Source organism: Pilimelia anulata, from assembly GCF_014647895.1.
Lineage (GTDB): Bacteria > Actinomycetota > Actinomycetes > Mycobacteriales > Micromonosporaceae > Pilimelia > Pilimelia anulata.
Genome location: NZ_BMQB01000004.1, coordinates 48,836 through 63,442, shown reverse-complemented (window position 1 = coordinate 63,442; position 14,607 = coordinate 48,836). Strand labels below are relative to the sequence as shown.

The following is a 14,607-nucleotide window of genomic DNA, read 5'->3' as shown; positions in this document are numbered from 1 at the left end:
GCCTCAGGCGGCGGGCGGGCCGTCGAGGGCGGCCAGGGTGGCGACCGAGGGGTCGCGCTCGCGGCGCAGCCGCGCCGACACCGCCTCCGCCTCGCGCAGCACCCGCAGCGCGTTGTGCCGGGTCAGCGCGGCCAGGTCCGCGTCGGACCAGCCGCGCTCGGCGAGCAGCGCCAGCAGCGCCGGGTACGCCGCGACGTCGGGCAGGCCGGGGACCACGATCGGCGTACCGTCGAAGTCCCCGCCCAGGCCGACCCCGGCGACCCCGGCGACGTCGCGCAGGTGGTCGAGGTGGTCGGCGACGTCCCCCGGCCCGACCGGCGGGGCGGCCCGGGCCGCGCGCCACCGCTCGCGCGCGGCGGCCAGCTCGGGGCTGCCCGGCGGATACCGGTCGGCCAGCGCGTCCAGCTCGGCGAACGCGCCCTCGGCCCACTGCCGGCACTCGTCGGTGAGGAACCACGGCACGAACGTCGCCATCACCACCCCGCCGGTGTCGCGCACCCGGCGCAGCACGTCGTCCGGGACGTTGCGCGGGTGGGCGCAGCGGGCCAGCGCGTTGGAGTGGGAGAAGAACGCCGGGGCGGCGCTGGCGTCCAGCGCGGCGTGCATGGTCGCCGGGGCGGTGTGCGAGAGGTCGACGAGCATCCCCAGCCGGTTCATCTCGCCGACGACCTCGCGGCCGAACGCGGTCAGCCCGCCGGCGGCCGGGGTGTCGGTGGCGCTGTCCGCCCACCCGACGTTCACGTTGTGGGTGAGGGTCAGGTACCGGACGCCCAGCCGGTACAGCATCCGCAGCGCCCCCAGCGACCCGCCGATCGAGTGCCCGCCCTCGGCGCCGAGCAGGCAGGCGATCCGGCCGCTCGCCCGGGCGGCCTCGACCTCGTCGGCGGTGCCCGCCGGGGCGAGCCGGTCGGGGTGGGCGGCGACCCAGCGGTGGATGAAGTCGATCTGCTCCAGGGTCGCCGTGACGTGCTGCTCCGGCGGCGCCTCCGCGTCGACGTAGACCGACCAGAACTGCGCCCCGACGCCGCCGGCGGCGAGCCGGGGCAGGTCGGTGTGCAGGCCGGTGCCGCGCTGGTCGGCGGCGGGATCGAGGCGCCCGAGGTCGTACCCCACCCGCACCCGCATCTCCCAGGCGAGGTCGTTGTGACCGTCCAGAATGGGCGCTGTGGCGAGCAGCTCGGTGATCCGTTGCGACGTCATTCCTGGACCGTACAACAATCCGGGGGTCGAGCCATGTCACTGCACTGCGCGCACGACAGGGCCGACTTCAATGCCCGAAGAACCGATGTCACATCGAAAGATCGGCTCGTTGAAATCCGTACTCCGCTAGCACCGGGGGTCCTCGGGCGCGCTCTCCCCGCGCCCGGAACAGAAAGGCAGGGGTATGGATCCGAATTCCGTGAGTCCGGGGTCAATTGATGTCCGCATCACCAAACGTACCATCCACATCGGATCGGCGGTATACCCGCTCAACAACATCGCTCTTGTGCGCAGCACCCGGCTCGACCCGATCAACCCGCACGGGCGGCGCAACCGCCTGATCGGGTGGCTGGTCGGCGGCGTGCTCGCGCTGGGCTGCTGCGCCGCCGGGGCGTTCGGCTCGGCGGGCGGGAACGGAGGCGACAGCGCTGGCGCGAACGCCTCCGGCGTCGTCCTGCTGCTCGTGCTGGGCGGCTATGTCGCGATTCTGGGGTACCTCATCCGGCGGGCCCGGCCGCTCGTTCCCATCTTCAACCTGGAACTGGTGACGGCCGGCAGTCCGCGGGCCGTACTCACGAGCGTGGAATTCACGGTCATCGAGGATCTGGTGCAGCTCATTGTTCGCTGCATCGAGGATCCGCCGGAAATCGAGGTGGTGCGCCAGGTGCCGCAGCAGCTCATCGTCAACCTGACCGGCGACATGATCAACATGTACGGCGACAAGAATGTGGGGAAGCTGGCATGACGACCGCGGAGTACCACCACACCGGCGACAACATCTCGATGCACGGCGACGGCAACATCGGCAAGGTCGTCGGGTCGATCGACCCGGGGCCGGCGGTGGCCCGGGCCCGGGAGCTGATCGACCTGCTGCACCGCGAGGGCCACCTGACCGCCGACGGCACGCCGACCGGCCCGGGTACGGTCGAGGCGATCCTGCGCCAGCGCGAGCGCATGCCGGAGCTGTTCGACGCGGTCCGGCGGCGCGGCGGCGGGTTCCTGCTCGACGCCCTCAGCGGTACGGCGGCGGCCGTGGTGGTCGCCCTGATCGGCCAGATCGTGAACGCCTGACGGACGAACGCACCCGGCCCCGGACGCGCGACGCGTCCGGGGCCGGGGCCGGGTGTGCGGTGCTATCGGCGGATCAGAAGTCCATGCCGCCGTCGCCGCCCGGGGCGGCCGGGGCCTTGTCCTTCTCCGGCTTGTCCGCCACGACCACCTCGGTCGTGAGGAACAGCGCGGCGATCGACGCGGCGTTCTGCAGCGCCGAGCGGGTCACCTTGGCCGGGTCGATGATGCCCGCGGCCAGCAGGTCCACGTACTCGCCGTTGGCGGCGTTGAGGCCGTGGCCCGAGGGGAGGTTGCGCACCTTCTCCACCACGACGCCGCCCTCGAGGCCCGCGTTGACGGCGATCTGCCGCAGCGGGGCGTCCAGCGCCACCTTGACGATCTGGGCACCGGTGGCCTCGTCGCCGGTCAGGTCCAGCTTGTCGAACGCGGTCTTGCCGGCCTGCACCAGCGCGACGCCACCACCGGGGACGATGCCCTCCTCGACGGCCGCCTTCGCGTTGCGCACGGCGTCCTCGATGCGGTGCTTGCGCTCCTTCAGCTCGACCTCGGTGGCCGCGCCGACCTTGATCACCGCGACGCCGCCGGCCAGCTTGGCCAGCCGCTCCTGCAGCTTCTCCCGGTCGTAGTCCGAGTCGCTGTTGTCGATCTCGGCGCGGATCTGGTTGACCCGGCCCTGGATCTGCTCGGCGTCACCGGAACCGTCGACGATCGTGGTCTCGTCCTTGGTGATGACGACCTTGCGGGCGCGGCCCAGCATGTCCAGGCCGACGTTCTCCAGCTTGAGGCCGACGGTCTCGCTGACCACGGTGCCGCCGGTCAGGATCGCGATGTCGCCCAGCATGGCCTTGCGGCGGTCGCCGAAGCCCGGCGCCTTGACGGCGACGGACTTGAAGGTGCCGCGCATCTTGTTGACGATCAGGGTGGCCAGCGCCTCGCCCTCGACGTCCTCGGCGATGATCAGCAGCGGCTTGCCGCCCTGCATGACCTTCTCCAGGACCGGGAGCAGGTCCTTCACCGAGGAGATCTTGGAGTCGACGATGAGGATGTACGGGTCCTCGAGGTCGGCCTCCATGCGCTCGGCGTCGGTCATCATGTACGCCGAGACGTAGCCCTTGTCGAAGCGCATGCCCTCGGTGAGCTCGAGCTCGAGCCCGAAGGTGTTGCTCTCCTCGACGGTGATGACGCCTTCCTTGCCGACCTTGTCCATCGCCTCGGCGATGATCTCGCCGACGGTCGGGTCGCCGGCGGAGATGGAGGCGGTGGAGGCGATCTGCTCCTTGGTCTCCACGTCCTTGGCCAGCTTGGCCAGCTCCTCGGCGACGTTGGCCACGGCGGCCTCGATGCCCCGCTTCAGACCCAGCGGGTTGGCGCCGGCGGCCACGTTGCGCAGACCCTCGCGGACGAGCGCCTGGGCCAGCACGGTCGCCGTCGTCGTGCCGTCACCGGCGACGTCGTCGGTCTTCTTGGCGACCTCCTTGACCAGCTCGGCGCCGATCTTCTCGTAGGGGTCCTCCAGCTCGATCTCCTTGGCGATGCTCACCCCATCGTTGGTGATGGTGGGGGCACCCCACTTCTTCTCGAGCACGACGTTGCGGCCCTTGGGGCCCAGCGTCACCTTGACGGCGTCGGCCAGGGTGTTCATACCCCGCTCGAGGCCGCGGCGCGCCTCCTCGTCGAACGCAATGATCTTGGCCATCTGGCGTTGTCCTCCTGGACATCAGCGACACTGCGGCGCCGACCGCGCACCCGTCCGGGCGCGCGGGGGCTCCGCCCACCTACGACCGGCGCGCCGGGACGGCGCACGCGACCGTCGGCCGGGCCGGATAGCCCGCGACGACCGGCCTCCCACCAGTGGCGCAGCGCGCCCGGCGGGGGCCCCACCGTCCCGACCATTGAGCTGGCACTCAACGACAGCGAGTGCCAACACCTTGTTTAGCACTCTGCCCGGTCGAGTGCAAGCGGGCAGGGGCCGCACCGACCACACGTGGGACCCCCGGCCGGCGCGCCGGCGGCGGGCCGGCGCGGCGTCAGCCCAGCTCGGCGCGCAGGGTCGCGGTGGACAGCGGGGCCTCGCCCGCCCGGGCCTCGGCGTAGCAGGTCAGGAGGCCGGCGACGACCGGCACGAAGCCGGGCCCGGCCAGCACGCAGCCGAGGAGGACGGCGTCCCACCGGCGGCCGACCAGCGCGGCGGAGCGGCGCAGCGACCGGCGCCGCTCGAACAGCGCGACCGCGGGGACCAGGCTGAGCACGAAGAGGACGACGAGGCCCGGCAGCAGGCAGAGCAGCGCGCCGAGCCCGACGAGCAGGCCCGCGGCCAGGCAGGGCCCGAGCAGGCCGGGCAGGCGGCGCACGGCGTACCGCAGTGCCGCGCCCACGGGTGCCGGCTCGCCGGCCGCGCGCAGGACCAGCACGCGCGCGATGGCGGCGAACCCCAGCGGGTAGGTCAGCGCCAGCACGATCGGCGGCGCCAGCCCGGCGACCAGCAGGGGCAGCGGGTCGTCCGGCAGCAGCGGCCGGTCCGGCAGCGCGCCGGTGCCGCCGGTGCCGAAGTACCGCAGCAGCGGCAGGTACGCCAGCGCCGTCGGCAGCCCCGGTACGACCAGGGAGACCAGGACGGCACCGGGCCAGCCGGCGGCCAGCGTCCGCATCGTGCACCGCCACCAGCCGGCGAACCGGGTCAGGGGAAGCTGACGAGCGGGTCCGACCACGGCGGTGCCGGCGTCGTTGTCATGGCCCCGTCCCCCCGCGGCGGAGTCGACCGCACCGGGGGTGCGGCGCGCGGGGAGTTGATGAAGGCGTCGATGGTCGTCCATCGACGCCTTACGTGGCTCGTTTCACCGGCTCCGGCAGAGCACCGGCCGAATCAGGCGATGACCCGGACCTTCTCGGCCTGCGGACCCTTCTGCCCCTGCGCGATCTCGAACTCTACCCGCTGGCCGTCGTCCAGGGCCTTGTATCCGTCCATCTCGATCGCCGAGAAGTGGACGAACACGTCCTGGCCCCCGTCGACGGCGATGAAGCCGTAGCCCTTTTCGCTGTTGAACCACTTAACGGTGCCCTGTGCCACGGTGCACTTCCTCACTGTGATGGTGCGGGGTCTCCGACCCCCGACCGGGCAGGTACGCCGATCGGGGCCGCCGTGTCGTCTGAGTCGTGCGCCGCGTATGTGGTGCCGTTCACGCCGTGCCGTGCCGGTGGGACGTCGCCGTGGTCGGCGTCCCGTCGAACACCGTCCTCATCAGCCCCGTCCTCGGCCCGGATCACTCCCGACCAAGCCGATTCACGACTCGGCCATCCGTCCGCCATGCGTACGTCAGCCGTTGTGATCCCTTGTCCGGCAGGATCGCCGAACGCAGTGATTCGAACGCTACACGACGCACCAGACGTCGCACAGCCCCAAACCGGACACCGTGGCCGTATTCGGGGCGCGCTCGTTAGTCCTCTGTGTCACCGGCATCTCACTCTCCCGCGCATCGCCGCCCCAGCGACACCCCTCCTCACCTGCGACAAGTTCTGTACGCATCAGTAGCACTACTGGTGGTGATCGGACTGGGCTTCACCATCAGTGCACTCGTGGTCGACGATCCGACACCGCGGATCGTCCCCGCACAGCCGGCCCGGCCGCAGGCCGTGACGCTGTCGCCACAGCCGGTGGCCGTACGGGCGCCCGGTTTCGCCTCATGGGCCCTATTGGACCGCAACACCGGGCGGATCACCGGCTCGCCCAACCAGGCCGCCACGAGCGACACGATGTCCATGATCAAGGTGTGGCTGGCGTCGGACTTCCTGCGCCAGCAGTTCTACCGCAACCGGGACCCCGGCGCGGAGCGGCTGGACCGGATCGCCACGATGATCCGCGACTCGGAGAACGGCCCGGCCGAGGACCTGTACGAGGAGATGGGCCGCGAGTCCTCGATCCGCCGGATGGTCGCCACCTGCGGCCTCACCGAGACCACGCCGGTGCCCGGCCGGTGGAGCAACACGGTCACCTCGGCCCGGGACACCGTCCGGATCGGACTGTGCGTCGCCGACGGCCGGGCCGCCGGGCCGCGCTGGACGACCTGGGTGGTCGACCAGATGCGCAACGTCCGCGGCACCGGCGACTTCGGCGTCCGGGCGGCGCTGCCGGCGGACGCCGCGACCGCCGTGGCCATCAAGAACGGGTGGCTGCTGCGCGAGGAGGACGAACTCTGGCACGTGAGCTGCCTGGCCATCGCGCCGGAGTGGGTGCTCGGCGTGCTGGCCCGGTACCCGAGCAAGCTCGGCTTCGCGTACGGTCGGGACCTCTGCCGGTCGGTCGGCACCCAGCTCCTCGCCCGCTGACCGCCCGGCCGCCGGCCACCGCCCGGGCCGCCCCACCCGCCCGCGCCGCGCCGCGGCGGCGCGGCGGGCGGCCCGGGAGGATGGGTCGATGAGCGACGTGGTGATCCGGCGGGTGACCGCCGCCGACGCGGCGGCGGTCCGGGCCGTCCGGCTGGAGATGCTCGCCGACTCCCCCGACGCGTACCTGGAGACCGCCGCCGCCTTCGCCGCGCGGTCCGACGCCGAGCTGGCCGCGCTGACCGCCGAGCGGGCCGGCAGCGACCGGGTGGCGCAGTTCGTCGCGGTGCACCGCGGCCGGTTCGTCGCGACCGCCGCCGGGGCGCCGACGCCGCACGACCCGGCCGCGGTGACGCTGTTCGCGGTGTACGTCGCGCCGGGCCACCGCGGCACCGGCGTGCTCGGCGGGCTGGTCGACGCGCTCGCCGGCTGGGCCCGGTCGATCGGGCGGCCGCACCTCGTGCTGGAGGTGGTCACCGGCAACGACCGGGCCGAGCGGGCGTACGCGAAACTGGGTTTCGTCGGGACCGGCGAGCTGCTGCCGCACCCGACCAAGCCGGGCGAGACGGAGATCCGCCTCCGCCGCCCGGCCTGACGCCACCGGCCCACCCCGGAAGGGCGGGCCGGGCGGCCGGGTCAGCGGTGGCGGCGGGACTGGACGATGCGGAACCGGCTGGCCACGTACGCGCCGTCGGTCAGCGCGGCGTTCGCCGCCGCGTTCGCGCCGCTGCCGTGGAAGTCGCTGAACGCCGCCGACTGGTTGACGAACACCCCGCCGGTCAGGTTCGCCGACAGGTGCACGCCGACGTCCAGCGCCGCCTCCTCGACGGCGTCCAGCACTGCCGGGGAGGTGCTGTACACGCCGAGGGTGAGGCCGCCGCGCTCGCCGACGGTCCGGCGCAGCAGGTCCACCGCGGCCGCTGTCGACTCGACCGCGATGAGGAAGGTGATCGGGCCGAACCACTCGCTGCCGTACACCGCGGTGTCGGCGGCGTCGAGCTTGACCAGCAGCGGCGTGCGGACGACGGCGTCCGGGTGGGCCGGGTGGGTGATCTCGCGGGAGTCGAGCACGACCGCGCCGGCCTTGCGGGCGGCGTCGAGCCGCTCCAGGACTCGCTCGTCGCCGATCGCGCCGGTCAGCTCGACCGCCCGGGCGTCGTCGCCGGTCAGCTTGCCGACCGCGGCGGCGATGCCCTCGGCGACCTCGTCGAACGACTTGTGGCCCTGGTCGGTCCCGATGCCGCCGGCCGGGATGAACAGGTTCTGCGAGGTCGTGCACATCTGCCCGGAGTACAGCGTCAGCGTGAACGCCAGGTTCCGGCACAGGCCGGCGAAGTCGTCGGTGGAGTCGATGACGACGCTGTTCAGGCCCGCCTTCTCCGTGTACACCTGGGCCTGCGCGGCGTTGGCCTCCAGCCAGTCGCCGTACTCGGTCGAGCCGGTGAAGTCCACGATCCGGACCGCCGGGTGGGTGGCCAGCGTGCTGGCCAGCGCCTCGCCCGGCGCCTCGGCGGCGAGCTGCACCAGGTTCGGGTCGAAGCCGGCGGCGGCCAGCACCTCGCGGGCGTACCGCACGGTCAGCGCCAGCGGCAGCACCGCCGACGGGTGCGGCTTGACCAGCACCGGGTTGCCGGTGACGAGCGAGGCGAACAGGCCGGGGTACGAGTTCCAGGTCGGGAACGTCCGGCAGCCGACGACCAGCGCCACCCCGCGCGGCACGACGTGGAAGGTCTTGGTCAGGGCGAGCGTGGCGCCCTTGCCCGCCGGCTTCTCCCAGTCGGCGCCGGCCGGGTGCCGGGTCATCTCGGCGTACCCGTACGCGACCGCCTCCAGCGCCCGGTCCAGCGCGTGCGCGCCGCCGGCCTGGAACGCCATCACGAACGCCTGCCCGGTGGTGAACTGCACCGCGTTGGCCAGGGTGAACACGTCCCGGTGGATCCGGGCGAGGATCTCCAGGCACACCCCGGCGCGGGCCCGCGGGCCCGCGTCCCGCCAGGTCGGCAGCGCCGCCCGGGCGGCGGCGACCAGCGCGTCGGCGTCGGCGTGCGGGTACTCCACCGCCAGCTCGCCGCCGAACGGGCTGCGCTCGGTGGCCACCCACTGCCCGTCGGCGGGCTGGCCGTCGATCGCGAACCGGCCGCCCAGCAGCCCCTCGTACGCGGCCCGGCCGTCCTCGGCCGCGGTCTCGCCGTAGACGCGGGGGCTGGGCGACTCGGGGTAGTTCGACCAGTACGACCGCTCGGCGATCGCGGTCAGGGCGCGCTGCAGGGTGTCGGCGTGGGCCGTGGCAAGCGGGTGCGTCATGGCTTCATCATGCCGCACCCGCCGCCGCTCAACCATCGACGGTGGCCGCCGGCGGCAGCACCCACTGCCAGTTGTCCCAGCCGTCCAGCGGGCGGTACCCGAGCTGCTCGTTGATGGCGATCATCGGACCGTTCACCGCGGCGTTGAACGTGTCGATCACCCGCAGGCCGGGCTCGCCGGCCAGGGCGTACCGCAGGTTCTCCGCCTTGATCAGCAGGCCCAGTCGGTGCCCGCGGTGGGCCGGGTCGACGAGGGTGATCTGCTGCCAGGCGTGGCCCAGGTCGTTGTCGGTGCAGCGGACCTGCGTCCAGGCGACCAGCCGGCCGGTGGCGTCGTGCCGGGCCCCGACGTTGTACGGCCGGGCCAGCCGGGCGGCCGCCAGCTCCTCCGTCGCCCGGACCCGGGCGGCGTCGACCCGCTGCGGCTCCAGCGCCAGGTCGCCGAGCGGGGCGTCGCCGAGCAGCCGGCTGTCCAGGTACGCGACGTCCTCGACGTACTCGGCGGGCGCGGCGGCCCCCCAGCGCACCAGCGAGTAGCCGGCCGCGTGCGGGCGGGCAGCGTCGACCAGGGCGGCCAGCGCGGCCGGGTCGACCGCGCGCACGTCCAGCCGGCGGCGGACCTCGTCCAGCGCGTTCGCGGCGCCCAGCCCGGCGGCGAAGGCCGGGCCGGCGGCCGGGCGGGGCGGGCCGCCGGGGAGCTGCCTGGCCGTCGGCCCGAGCAGGGTGGTCCGCCCGCGGCGGCGGGCCTGCGCGACGGCGAAGTCGGCGAGCGCGCGGCCGGCGCCGCGGCGCCGGTGCTCCGGGTGCACGTCGAGGACGTGCACCTCGACGGTGTGCGTGTTCTCCCGCAGCGGGAACAGCAGCGAGGTGTACCCGGCCAGCTCGGCGCCCGCGTACGCCAGGCCGTAGGCGACGTCGTGGTCCGGCGGCGGATTGCGGTGGAACGCGAGGTACGGCTGCGCGTCGAGCAGCGGCATGTCCCAGCGATCGGCGCGGCCGACGGCGGCGTCGAGGGCGCGCAGGGCGGGGAAGAGGTCGGTGTCGGCCGGGGTGGCGGCGGCGATCGTCAGCGGCATGCTCCCAGGGTGGCCCCGGAAACACGGCTCGCGCGACCGGATTTCCGGGCGCGCGAGAGGAGGGGCCATGCGGTGCACGTTTGGTCGGGAGGATGCCCGCACAGCACCTTCGGCGCAGGGCTCGTCGGTGCTGGGAACGTGAGGACTAACGAAGTCGTAACGGCGGTGCATCCCCCCGCTAGAAAATGGTGCGCCGCGGGGAAACCGGTCGTCAAGACTTTTTCGCTGCCATTTCTCGACGCAGGGCAAATTCACCCTCACCCAGCGCTACCGGTGATCGGACGTTCGGCTGAGGCAAAGAAACTGTTCGGTGGATGTTATTAGCTGATTCAGCGCAAACAGTCTGATAAGTGCTTTTTCGAGACGTATCAATCGGCTATCGGGCCGCCGCGGGCCCGGGTGCGGCGCGCGCGCAGCCGGCGCAGGCGGCTGACCAGCACCGGGTCGTACGCCACCGCGGCCGGCTTGTCGACCAGGCCGCGCAGCACCTGGTAGTACCGGGTCGCCGACAGCGCGAACGTCTCCAGGACCGCCTGCTCCTTCGCCCCCGGGTGGCGCCACCAGCGCCGCTCGAAGTCCAGGATCGCCCGCTCCCGGTCGGTGAGCCCGCCCGCCCCGGCGTCCGGCGTCTCGGCCCCGACGGCCTCGGCGCCGTCCGCGCCGCCGCCTCCCGCGGGACCGGCACCGACGGTCTCGGCGCCGCCCGGATCGGTGCCGGCGTGATCGGTACCCGTGGGATCGGGTTCGGTGGGATCGGGTTCGGTGGGATGGAGTTCGGTGGGATGGGGGTCGGTCGGTGCGGGGGCGCCGATCAGCGCGGCACCATCCGGATCGGACTCTACCCGCGGCGCCGGCGCCGCGGCCCGCCCGTCAGCCGTCCGGGTCACCCGCTCGCTCACGTGATCGCCCGCCGCCCGATCGTGCCGAACGCCGCCAGCGCCGCCAGGGCCGTCCCGGCGCCGAAGACCACCAGCGCCTCGTACCAGTGCACGTCCCTGGTCAGCAGCAGGCAGCCGGCGTCGAGGCAGTCGCCGGCCCGGATCGTGGTGACCTTGCCCAGCCACGCGTCGGCGTACGTCGACAGCAGGTACCGGTCCGGGAACGGCACCCGCAGCACGCCGACCGCGAACCGCACCCCCACCTCGGAGACCAGCCCGACCGCGAGCACCGCGCCGAACGCCGCCGCCGTGTGCCGCCCGACCGAGGCGAGGCAGAACGCGAACGCCGCGGCGAACAGCGCCAGCCCCACCGCCCGGGCGGCGTCCAGGCCGACCGAGCGGAGCACGCCGGGGGTCGTCCCGGCGAGGCTGCCGTCGTACCGGGCCAGCACCCAGACCGCGCCCACCCACAGCACCGCGGCGACCGCGCCGACGACCAGCGTCCCGGCCAGCGCCACGGTGAGCTTCGCGGCCAGCACCCGGCCGCGCTGCGGCCGCCAGAGCAGCAGGTTCGCCAGCCCGCCCGAGTGCCACTCGGCGCCGATGAACGACGCCGCCAGCAGTACCGCGAGCAGCGCCAGCAGCGCCGTGAACAGCAGCATGAACGCGCTGATCTCGCGGGCGAACACGAGCTGGTACGGCAGGTAGCCCTCCGCCGTGTACCACTCCCGGGCCGGCTCCGCGCCCACCCCGCAGTCGGGGTCGGCGGCGAACGCCGCCCGGCCGGCGGCCCGGTCGGCCCGGCAGCGCTCGACCAGGGCCCGGTGCTCGGCCAGCGCCGCCGCGTACGCCCGGTCGGCCTCGGCGCCGGCGGCCGCACGGGCCGCCGCGGTGGCCGGCCGGCTCTGCTGGCTCACCCCGGCCAGCACCAGCGCGAGCGCGGCGAGCAGGCCGAGGACGCCCCAGCGGACCAGCCGCCGCTTGGCGAACCGGCTGGCCTCGGCGCGCAGCAGCCTCACGCCGCCACCCCCTCGGGGGCGGGCGCGGCCGGGGCCGGCTCGGCGGCCGGCGGGTCGGCGTCGCCGCCGGTGAGCGCCAGGAACACGCTCTCCAGGTCGGCGGTGGCCGGGACCAGCTCCTCCAGGAACAGGCCGTGCTCGGCCAGCACGTACGTCACCCAGGCCGGGCGCTGCACGTTGCCGACGAGCAGGTGGTCGCCCTCGTTGCGGACGGTCGCGCCGGCCCGGACCAGCACCCGGGCCGCCGGGCCCAGCTCGCCCGCGCCCAGCCGGACCCGGACGGCGCCGTCGGCGTGCGCGGCGAGCACCTCGTCCACCGGCCCGGCGGCCACCCGGTTGCCGTTGGCGATGATCGTGACGGCGTCGCAGACCTGCTGCACCTCGCCGAGGATGTGGCTGGAGAACAGGACGGTCACGCCGCGGTCGGCCAGGTCCCGCATGAGCCGGCGCATCTCCCGGATGCCGGCCGGGTCGAGGCCGTTGGCGGGCTCGTCGAGGATGACCAGCTCCGGATCCTTGAGCAGCGCGGACGCGACCGCGAGCCGCTGCCGCATGCCGAGCGAGTACGTCCGCACCCGGTCGCCGGCGCGGTCGGCGAGGCCGACGGTGCCCAGCACCTCGTCCACCCGCTTGCGGGCGACGCCGCCGGCGTCGGCGAGCAGCCGGAGGGTGTCCCGGCCGGAGAAGCCGGGGAAGAACCGCGGGTTCTCGATCACCGCGCCGACCCGGCCGAGGACGTCGGGCAGCGCGCCGGGGACGAGCCGGCCGAACATCCGCATCGCGCCGCCGTCGGCCCGGATCTGGCCGAGCAGCGCGCGCAGGGTCGTGGTCTTGCCGGAGCCGTTGGGCCCGAGGAAGCCGTGCACGTGCCCCTGCTCGACCGCCATGGTGAAACCGCCGAGCGCGCGGTGCCGCCGGCCGCGCCGCCGGTACGACTTGATCAGGCCCTCGATCTCGACGACGGCCGTCATGATCCGCCTCTGTCGCGCCTCATCCGGCCACCCTACCCATCGATGACCATCCTGTGTGTCCGCCGCCATGATCAGGCTCGGACGACCGTCACCCCGGCGTCCCGGAACGTCTCCACCACGGACTCCGGCGCGCCGGAGTCGGTCACCAGCGTCTCGATCCGGTCGATGGGGCAGATCCGGGCGAACGCGTGACCGCCCAGCTTGGACGAGTCCGCGATGATCACGACCCGGCGGGCGCGCTGGACCATCAGCGCGTTCATCGCCGCCTCCCCCTCGTGGTGCGCGGCGGCACCGAGGGTGACGTCGAGGGCGTCCACCCCGAGCAGGGCCAGGTCCAGGGTCACCTCGCGGAGGATGCCGCCGCCCAGCGGCCCGACCAGCTCGAACGACTGCGGCCGGACCACCCCGCCGGTCACCACGATCTTCATCCGGCTGCGGACCAGCAGCTCGTTGGCGATGTTCAGCGCGTTGGTGACGACGGTCAGCGGGGTGTGCTCGGCGCCGCTGGCCAGGTCCGCCCGGGCGGCCAGGGCGCGGGCGACCTCGGTGGTGGTGGTGCCGCCGTTCAGCCCGACCACCATGCCCGGCGCGACCAGGGCCGCGGCGGCGGCGCCGATCCGCTGCTTCTCGGCCGAGTGCTTGGCCGTCTTGTACCGCAGCGGCAGGTCGTACGAGACGCCGTTGGCGACGGCCCCGCCCCGGGTCCGGGTGATCATCTGCTGCTGGGCGAGCTGGTCGAAGTCGCGCCGGATCGTGGCCCGGGACACCCCCAGCCGCTCGGCGGCCTGGTCGACGGTGGTGCGGCCGGACTCGGCGAGCAGTTCGAGGAGCGCATTCCAGCGCGCGTACCGGTCCACCTGACTCCTCCGCCGCGCCCGTTCGCGCTCCGTTCCTGCGCGAAACCGCCTGTAGCGCGCACGATAGTGCGCGAAAAGGCGGAGTGGCAAACGCCGCGCCTGCGCGACCGCGCGACCGGGGGCCGGGGGCCGGGGTCAGTCGAGGGCCGGGCGGCGCCAGCGCTCCGGTACACCGGGCAGCGGCACCCGGTCCCACGGGACCCGCTGGCGCAGGCGGTCGAGCAGCAGGCCGATGGCCAGGCCGACGATCGAGTCGGTGAGCCAGTGGTACTGCAAGTAGACCGTCGTCGCGACCACGATCACCGGCGCCGCCACCCGCAGCACCGCGACCGCGCGCGGCGCGACCGACGCCCGCCCGTACGCCCGGCGCAGCGCCCCCGCCAGCAGGACGATCACGCCGAGCCAGACCACGGCGTTGGCGGTGTGCCCGGACGGGAACGCCCGGTCGTGCTCCACCGCGCGGAAGAACAGCTCCGGGTGCGGGTCGACGGCCTCGCGCGGGTACGGCCGGCCGGACCACAGCTTCAGCGGCCCGATCGTCAGGTACAGCGCCCCGAACACGAACGCCACCGGCAGCAGCGGCCGCACCGACCGCCGGCGCCCGGCGAGCCAGCCGGCCAGGCCGACGGCGATCAGCGTGAGCGGCCCGCCCTGGCCGAGCAGGTTGAACGCCCGGGCGACGCCGACGGCGACGGCCCCGCGGTGCGCGGCGCACCAGTCCCGGACGGCGAGGTCCAGCCCGCCGAGGTGGCCGGTGGCCAGCGCCGCGGTGACGCCGACGACCACGCCGAGGAGCACCGCCTCGTACCACCACCCGAACCGCACCCGCTGCCCCGCCATACGGCCACGCTAGCCCGCGCCGACCAGCCCGCGCCGCCGCGCCACCCGCCGACCGCCGCGCCGGGCCCCGGG

The 14,607-nt window shown here is 74.1% G+C and carries 15 protein-coding genes; 4 read left to right on the top strand and 11 right to left on the bottom strand.

Annotated elements, in window-relative coordinates; translation table 11 throughout:
* Positions 1 to 3 precede the first annotated feature (3 nt).
* A complete protein-coding gene (locus IEY94_RS10435; protein ID WP_189169924.1) occupies positions 4 to 1,200 on the bottom strand; it encodes a dipeptidase in 1,197 nt (398 codons plus the stop codon).
* A 184-nt stretch (positions 1,201 to 1,384) separates the two neighbouring features.
* Between IEY94_RS10435 and IEY94_RS10430 the strand changes: the two genes are divergently transcribed.
* Positions 1,385 to 1,945, top strand: a complete 561-nt coding sequence (locus tag IEY94_RS10430; RefSeq protein ID WP_189169923.1) for a DUF6232 family protein — start codon at positions 1,385 to 1,387, stop codon at positions 1,943 to 1,945.
* On the top strand, positions 1,942 to 2,271 hold the full coding sequence (locus tag IEY94_RS10425; protein WP_189169922.1) for a hypothetical protein: 330 nt from the start codon (positions 1,942 to 1,944) through the stop codon (positions 2,269 to 2,271). The genes IEY94_RS10430 and IEY94_RS10425 overlap by 4 nt, the downstream gene beginning before the upstream one ends.
* 73 nt (positions 2,272 to 2,344) lie before the next feature.
* Here the strand turns inward: IEY94_RS10425 and groL are convergent, their stop codons facing one another.
* The 3 genes from groL to IEY94_RS10410 form a co-directional block, all read right to left on the bottom strand.
* The gene (gene groL / locus IEY94_RS10420) at positions 2,345 to 3,967 is read right to left on the bottom strand and encodes a chaperonin GroEL (RefSeq protein WP_189169921.1); all 1,623 of its coding nucleotides are present in this window, start codon (positions 3,965 to 3,967) and stop codon (positions 2,345 to 2,347) included.
* A gap of 331 nt (positions 3,968 to 4,298) precedes the next feature.
* A complete protein-coding gene (locus IEY94_RS10415) occupies positions 4,299 to 4,919 on the bottom strand; it encodes a hypothetical protein (protein WP_189169920.1) in 621 nt (206 codons plus the stop codon).
* 215 nt (positions 4,920 to 5,134) lie between these two features.
* Entirely contained in the window at positions 5,135 to 5,338 is a 204-nt protein-coding gene (locus IEY94_RS10410) for a cold-shock protein (protein ID WP_033342363.1), read from the bottom strand.
* Positions 5,339 to 5,808: 470 nt separating this feature from the next.
* On the opposite strand from IEY94_RS10410, the gene IEY94_RS10405 reads away from it, so the two are divergent.
* Both IEY94_RS10405 and IEY94_RS10400 read left to right on the top strand, forming a co-directional pair.
* A complete protein-coding gene (locus IEY94_RS10405) occupies positions 5,809 to 6,594 on the top strand; it encodes a hypothetical protein (RefSeq protein WP_189169919.1) in 786 nt (261 codons plus the stop codon).
* Positions 6,595 to 6,682: 88 nt separating this feature from the next.
* Entirely contained in the window at positions 6,683 to 7,186 is a 504-nt protein-coding gene (locus tag IEY94_RS10400) for a GNAT family N-acetyltransferase (RefSeq protein WP_189169918.1), read from the top strand.
* A gap of 41 nt (positions 7,187 to 7,227) precedes the next feature.
* Here IEY94_RS10400 and paaN read toward each other — a convergent pair whose 3' ends face one another.
* The 7 genes from paaN to IEY94_RS10365 form a co-directional block, all read right to left on the bottom strand.
* The gene (paaN, locus tag IEY94_RS10395) at positions 7,228 to 8,895 is read right to left on the bottom strand and encodes a phenylacetic acid degradation protein PaaN (protein WP_189169917.1); all 1,668 of its coding nucleotides are present in this window, start codon (positions 8,893 to 8,895) and stop codon (positions 7,228 to 7,230) included.
* A gap of 28 nt (positions 8,896 to 8,923) precedes the next feature.
* On the bottom strand, positions 8,924 to 9,970 hold the full coding sequence (locus tag IEY94_RS10390) for a GNAT family N-acetyltransferase (RefSeq protein ID WP_189169916.1): 1,047 nt from the start codon (positions 9,968 to 9,970) through the stop codon (positions 8,924 to 8,926).
* Between the two features lie 368 nt (positions 9,971 to 10,338).
* Positions 10,339 to 10,869 carry a DUF3263 domain-containing protein gene (locus IEY94_RS23455; RefSeq protein WP_229783504.1) on the bottom strand — a complete coding sequence of 177 codons (531 nt, stop codon included), beginning with the start codon at positions 10,867 to 10,869 and terminating at the stop codon, positions 10,339 to 10,341.
* Positions 10,866 to 11,867, bottom strand: coding sequence for an ABC transporter permease subunit (locus IEY94_RS10380; RefSeq protein ID WP_189169915.1), 1,002 nt, complete (start codon positions 11,865 to 11,867; stop codon positions 10,866 to 10,868). Before IEY94_RS10380 ends, IEY94_RS23455 begins: the two co-directional genes overlap by 4 nt.
* Complete coding sequence (locus IEY94_RS10375; RefSeq protein ID WP_189169914.1) at positions 11,864 to 12,838, bottom strand: ABC transporter ATP-binding protein; 975 nt, start codon at positions 12,836 to 12,838, stop codon at positions 11,864 to 11,866. The genes IEY94_RS10380 and IEY94_RS10375 overlap by 4 nt, the downstream gene beginning before the upstream one ends.
* Positions 12,839 to 12,909: 71 nt before the next feature.
* Complete coding sequence (locus IEY94_RS10370; RefSeq protein ID WP_189169913.1) at positions 12,910 to 13,695, bottom strand: DeoR/GlpR family DNA-binding transcription regulator; 786 nt, start codon at positions 13,693 to 13,695, stop codon at positions 12,910 to 12,912.
* Positions 13,696 to 13,830: 135 nt separating this feature from the next.
* Positions 13,831 to 14,535, bottom strand: a complete 705-nt coding sequence (locus IEY94_RS10365; protein ID WP_189169912.1) for a phosphatase PAP2 family protein — start codon at positions 14,533 to 14,535, stop codon at positions 13,831 to 13,833.
* Positions 14,536 to 14,607 lie beyond the last annotated feature (72 nt).

What these genes read in the sequence shown, in the direction of transcription:
- IEY94_RS10435 (WP_189169924.1), bottom strand. Translation starts at nt 1,200, where the DNA reads ATGACGTCGCAACGGATCACCGAGCTGCTCGCCACAGCGCCCATTCTG.
- IEY94_RS10430 (WP_189169923.1), top strand. Translation starts at nt 1,385, where the DNA reads ATGGATCCGAATTCCGTGAGTCCGGGGTCAATTGATGTCCGCATCACC.
- IEY94_RS10425 (WP_189169922.1), top strand. Translation starts at nt 1,942, where the DNA reads ATGACGACCGCGGAGTACCACCACACCGGCGACAACATCTCGATGCAC.
- groL (WP_189169921.1), bottom strand. Translation starts at nt 3,967, where the DNA reads ATGGCCAAGATCATTGCGTTCGACGAGGAGGCGCGCCGCGGCCTCGAG.
- IEY94_RS10415 (WP_189169920.1), bottom strand. Translation starts at nt 4,919, where the DNA reads ATGCGGACGCTGGCCGCCGGCTGGCCCGGTGCCGTCCTGGTCTCCCTG.
- IEY94_RS10400 (WP_189169918.1), top strand. Translation starts at nt 6,683, where the DNA reads ATGAGCGACGTGGTGATCCGGCGGGTGACCGCCGCCGACGCGGCGGCG.
- paaN (WP_189169917.1), bottom strand. Translation starts at nt 8,895, where the DNA reads ATGACGCACCCGCTTGCCACGGCCCACGCCGACACCCTGCAGCGCGCC.
- IEY94_RS10390 (WP_189169916.1), bottom strand. Translation starts at nt 9,970, where the DNA reads ATGCCGCTGACGATCGCCGCCGCCACCCCGGCCGACACCGACCTCTTC.
- IEY94_RS10375 (WP_189169914.1), bottom strand. Translation starts at nt 12,838, where the DNA reads ATGACGGCCGTCGTCGAGATCGAGGGCCTGATCAAGTCGTACCGGCGG.
- IEY94_RS10365 (WP_189169912.1), bottom strand. Translation starts at nt 14,535, where the DNA reads ATGGCGGGGCAGCGGGTGCGGTTCGGGTGGTGGTACGAGGCGGTGCTC.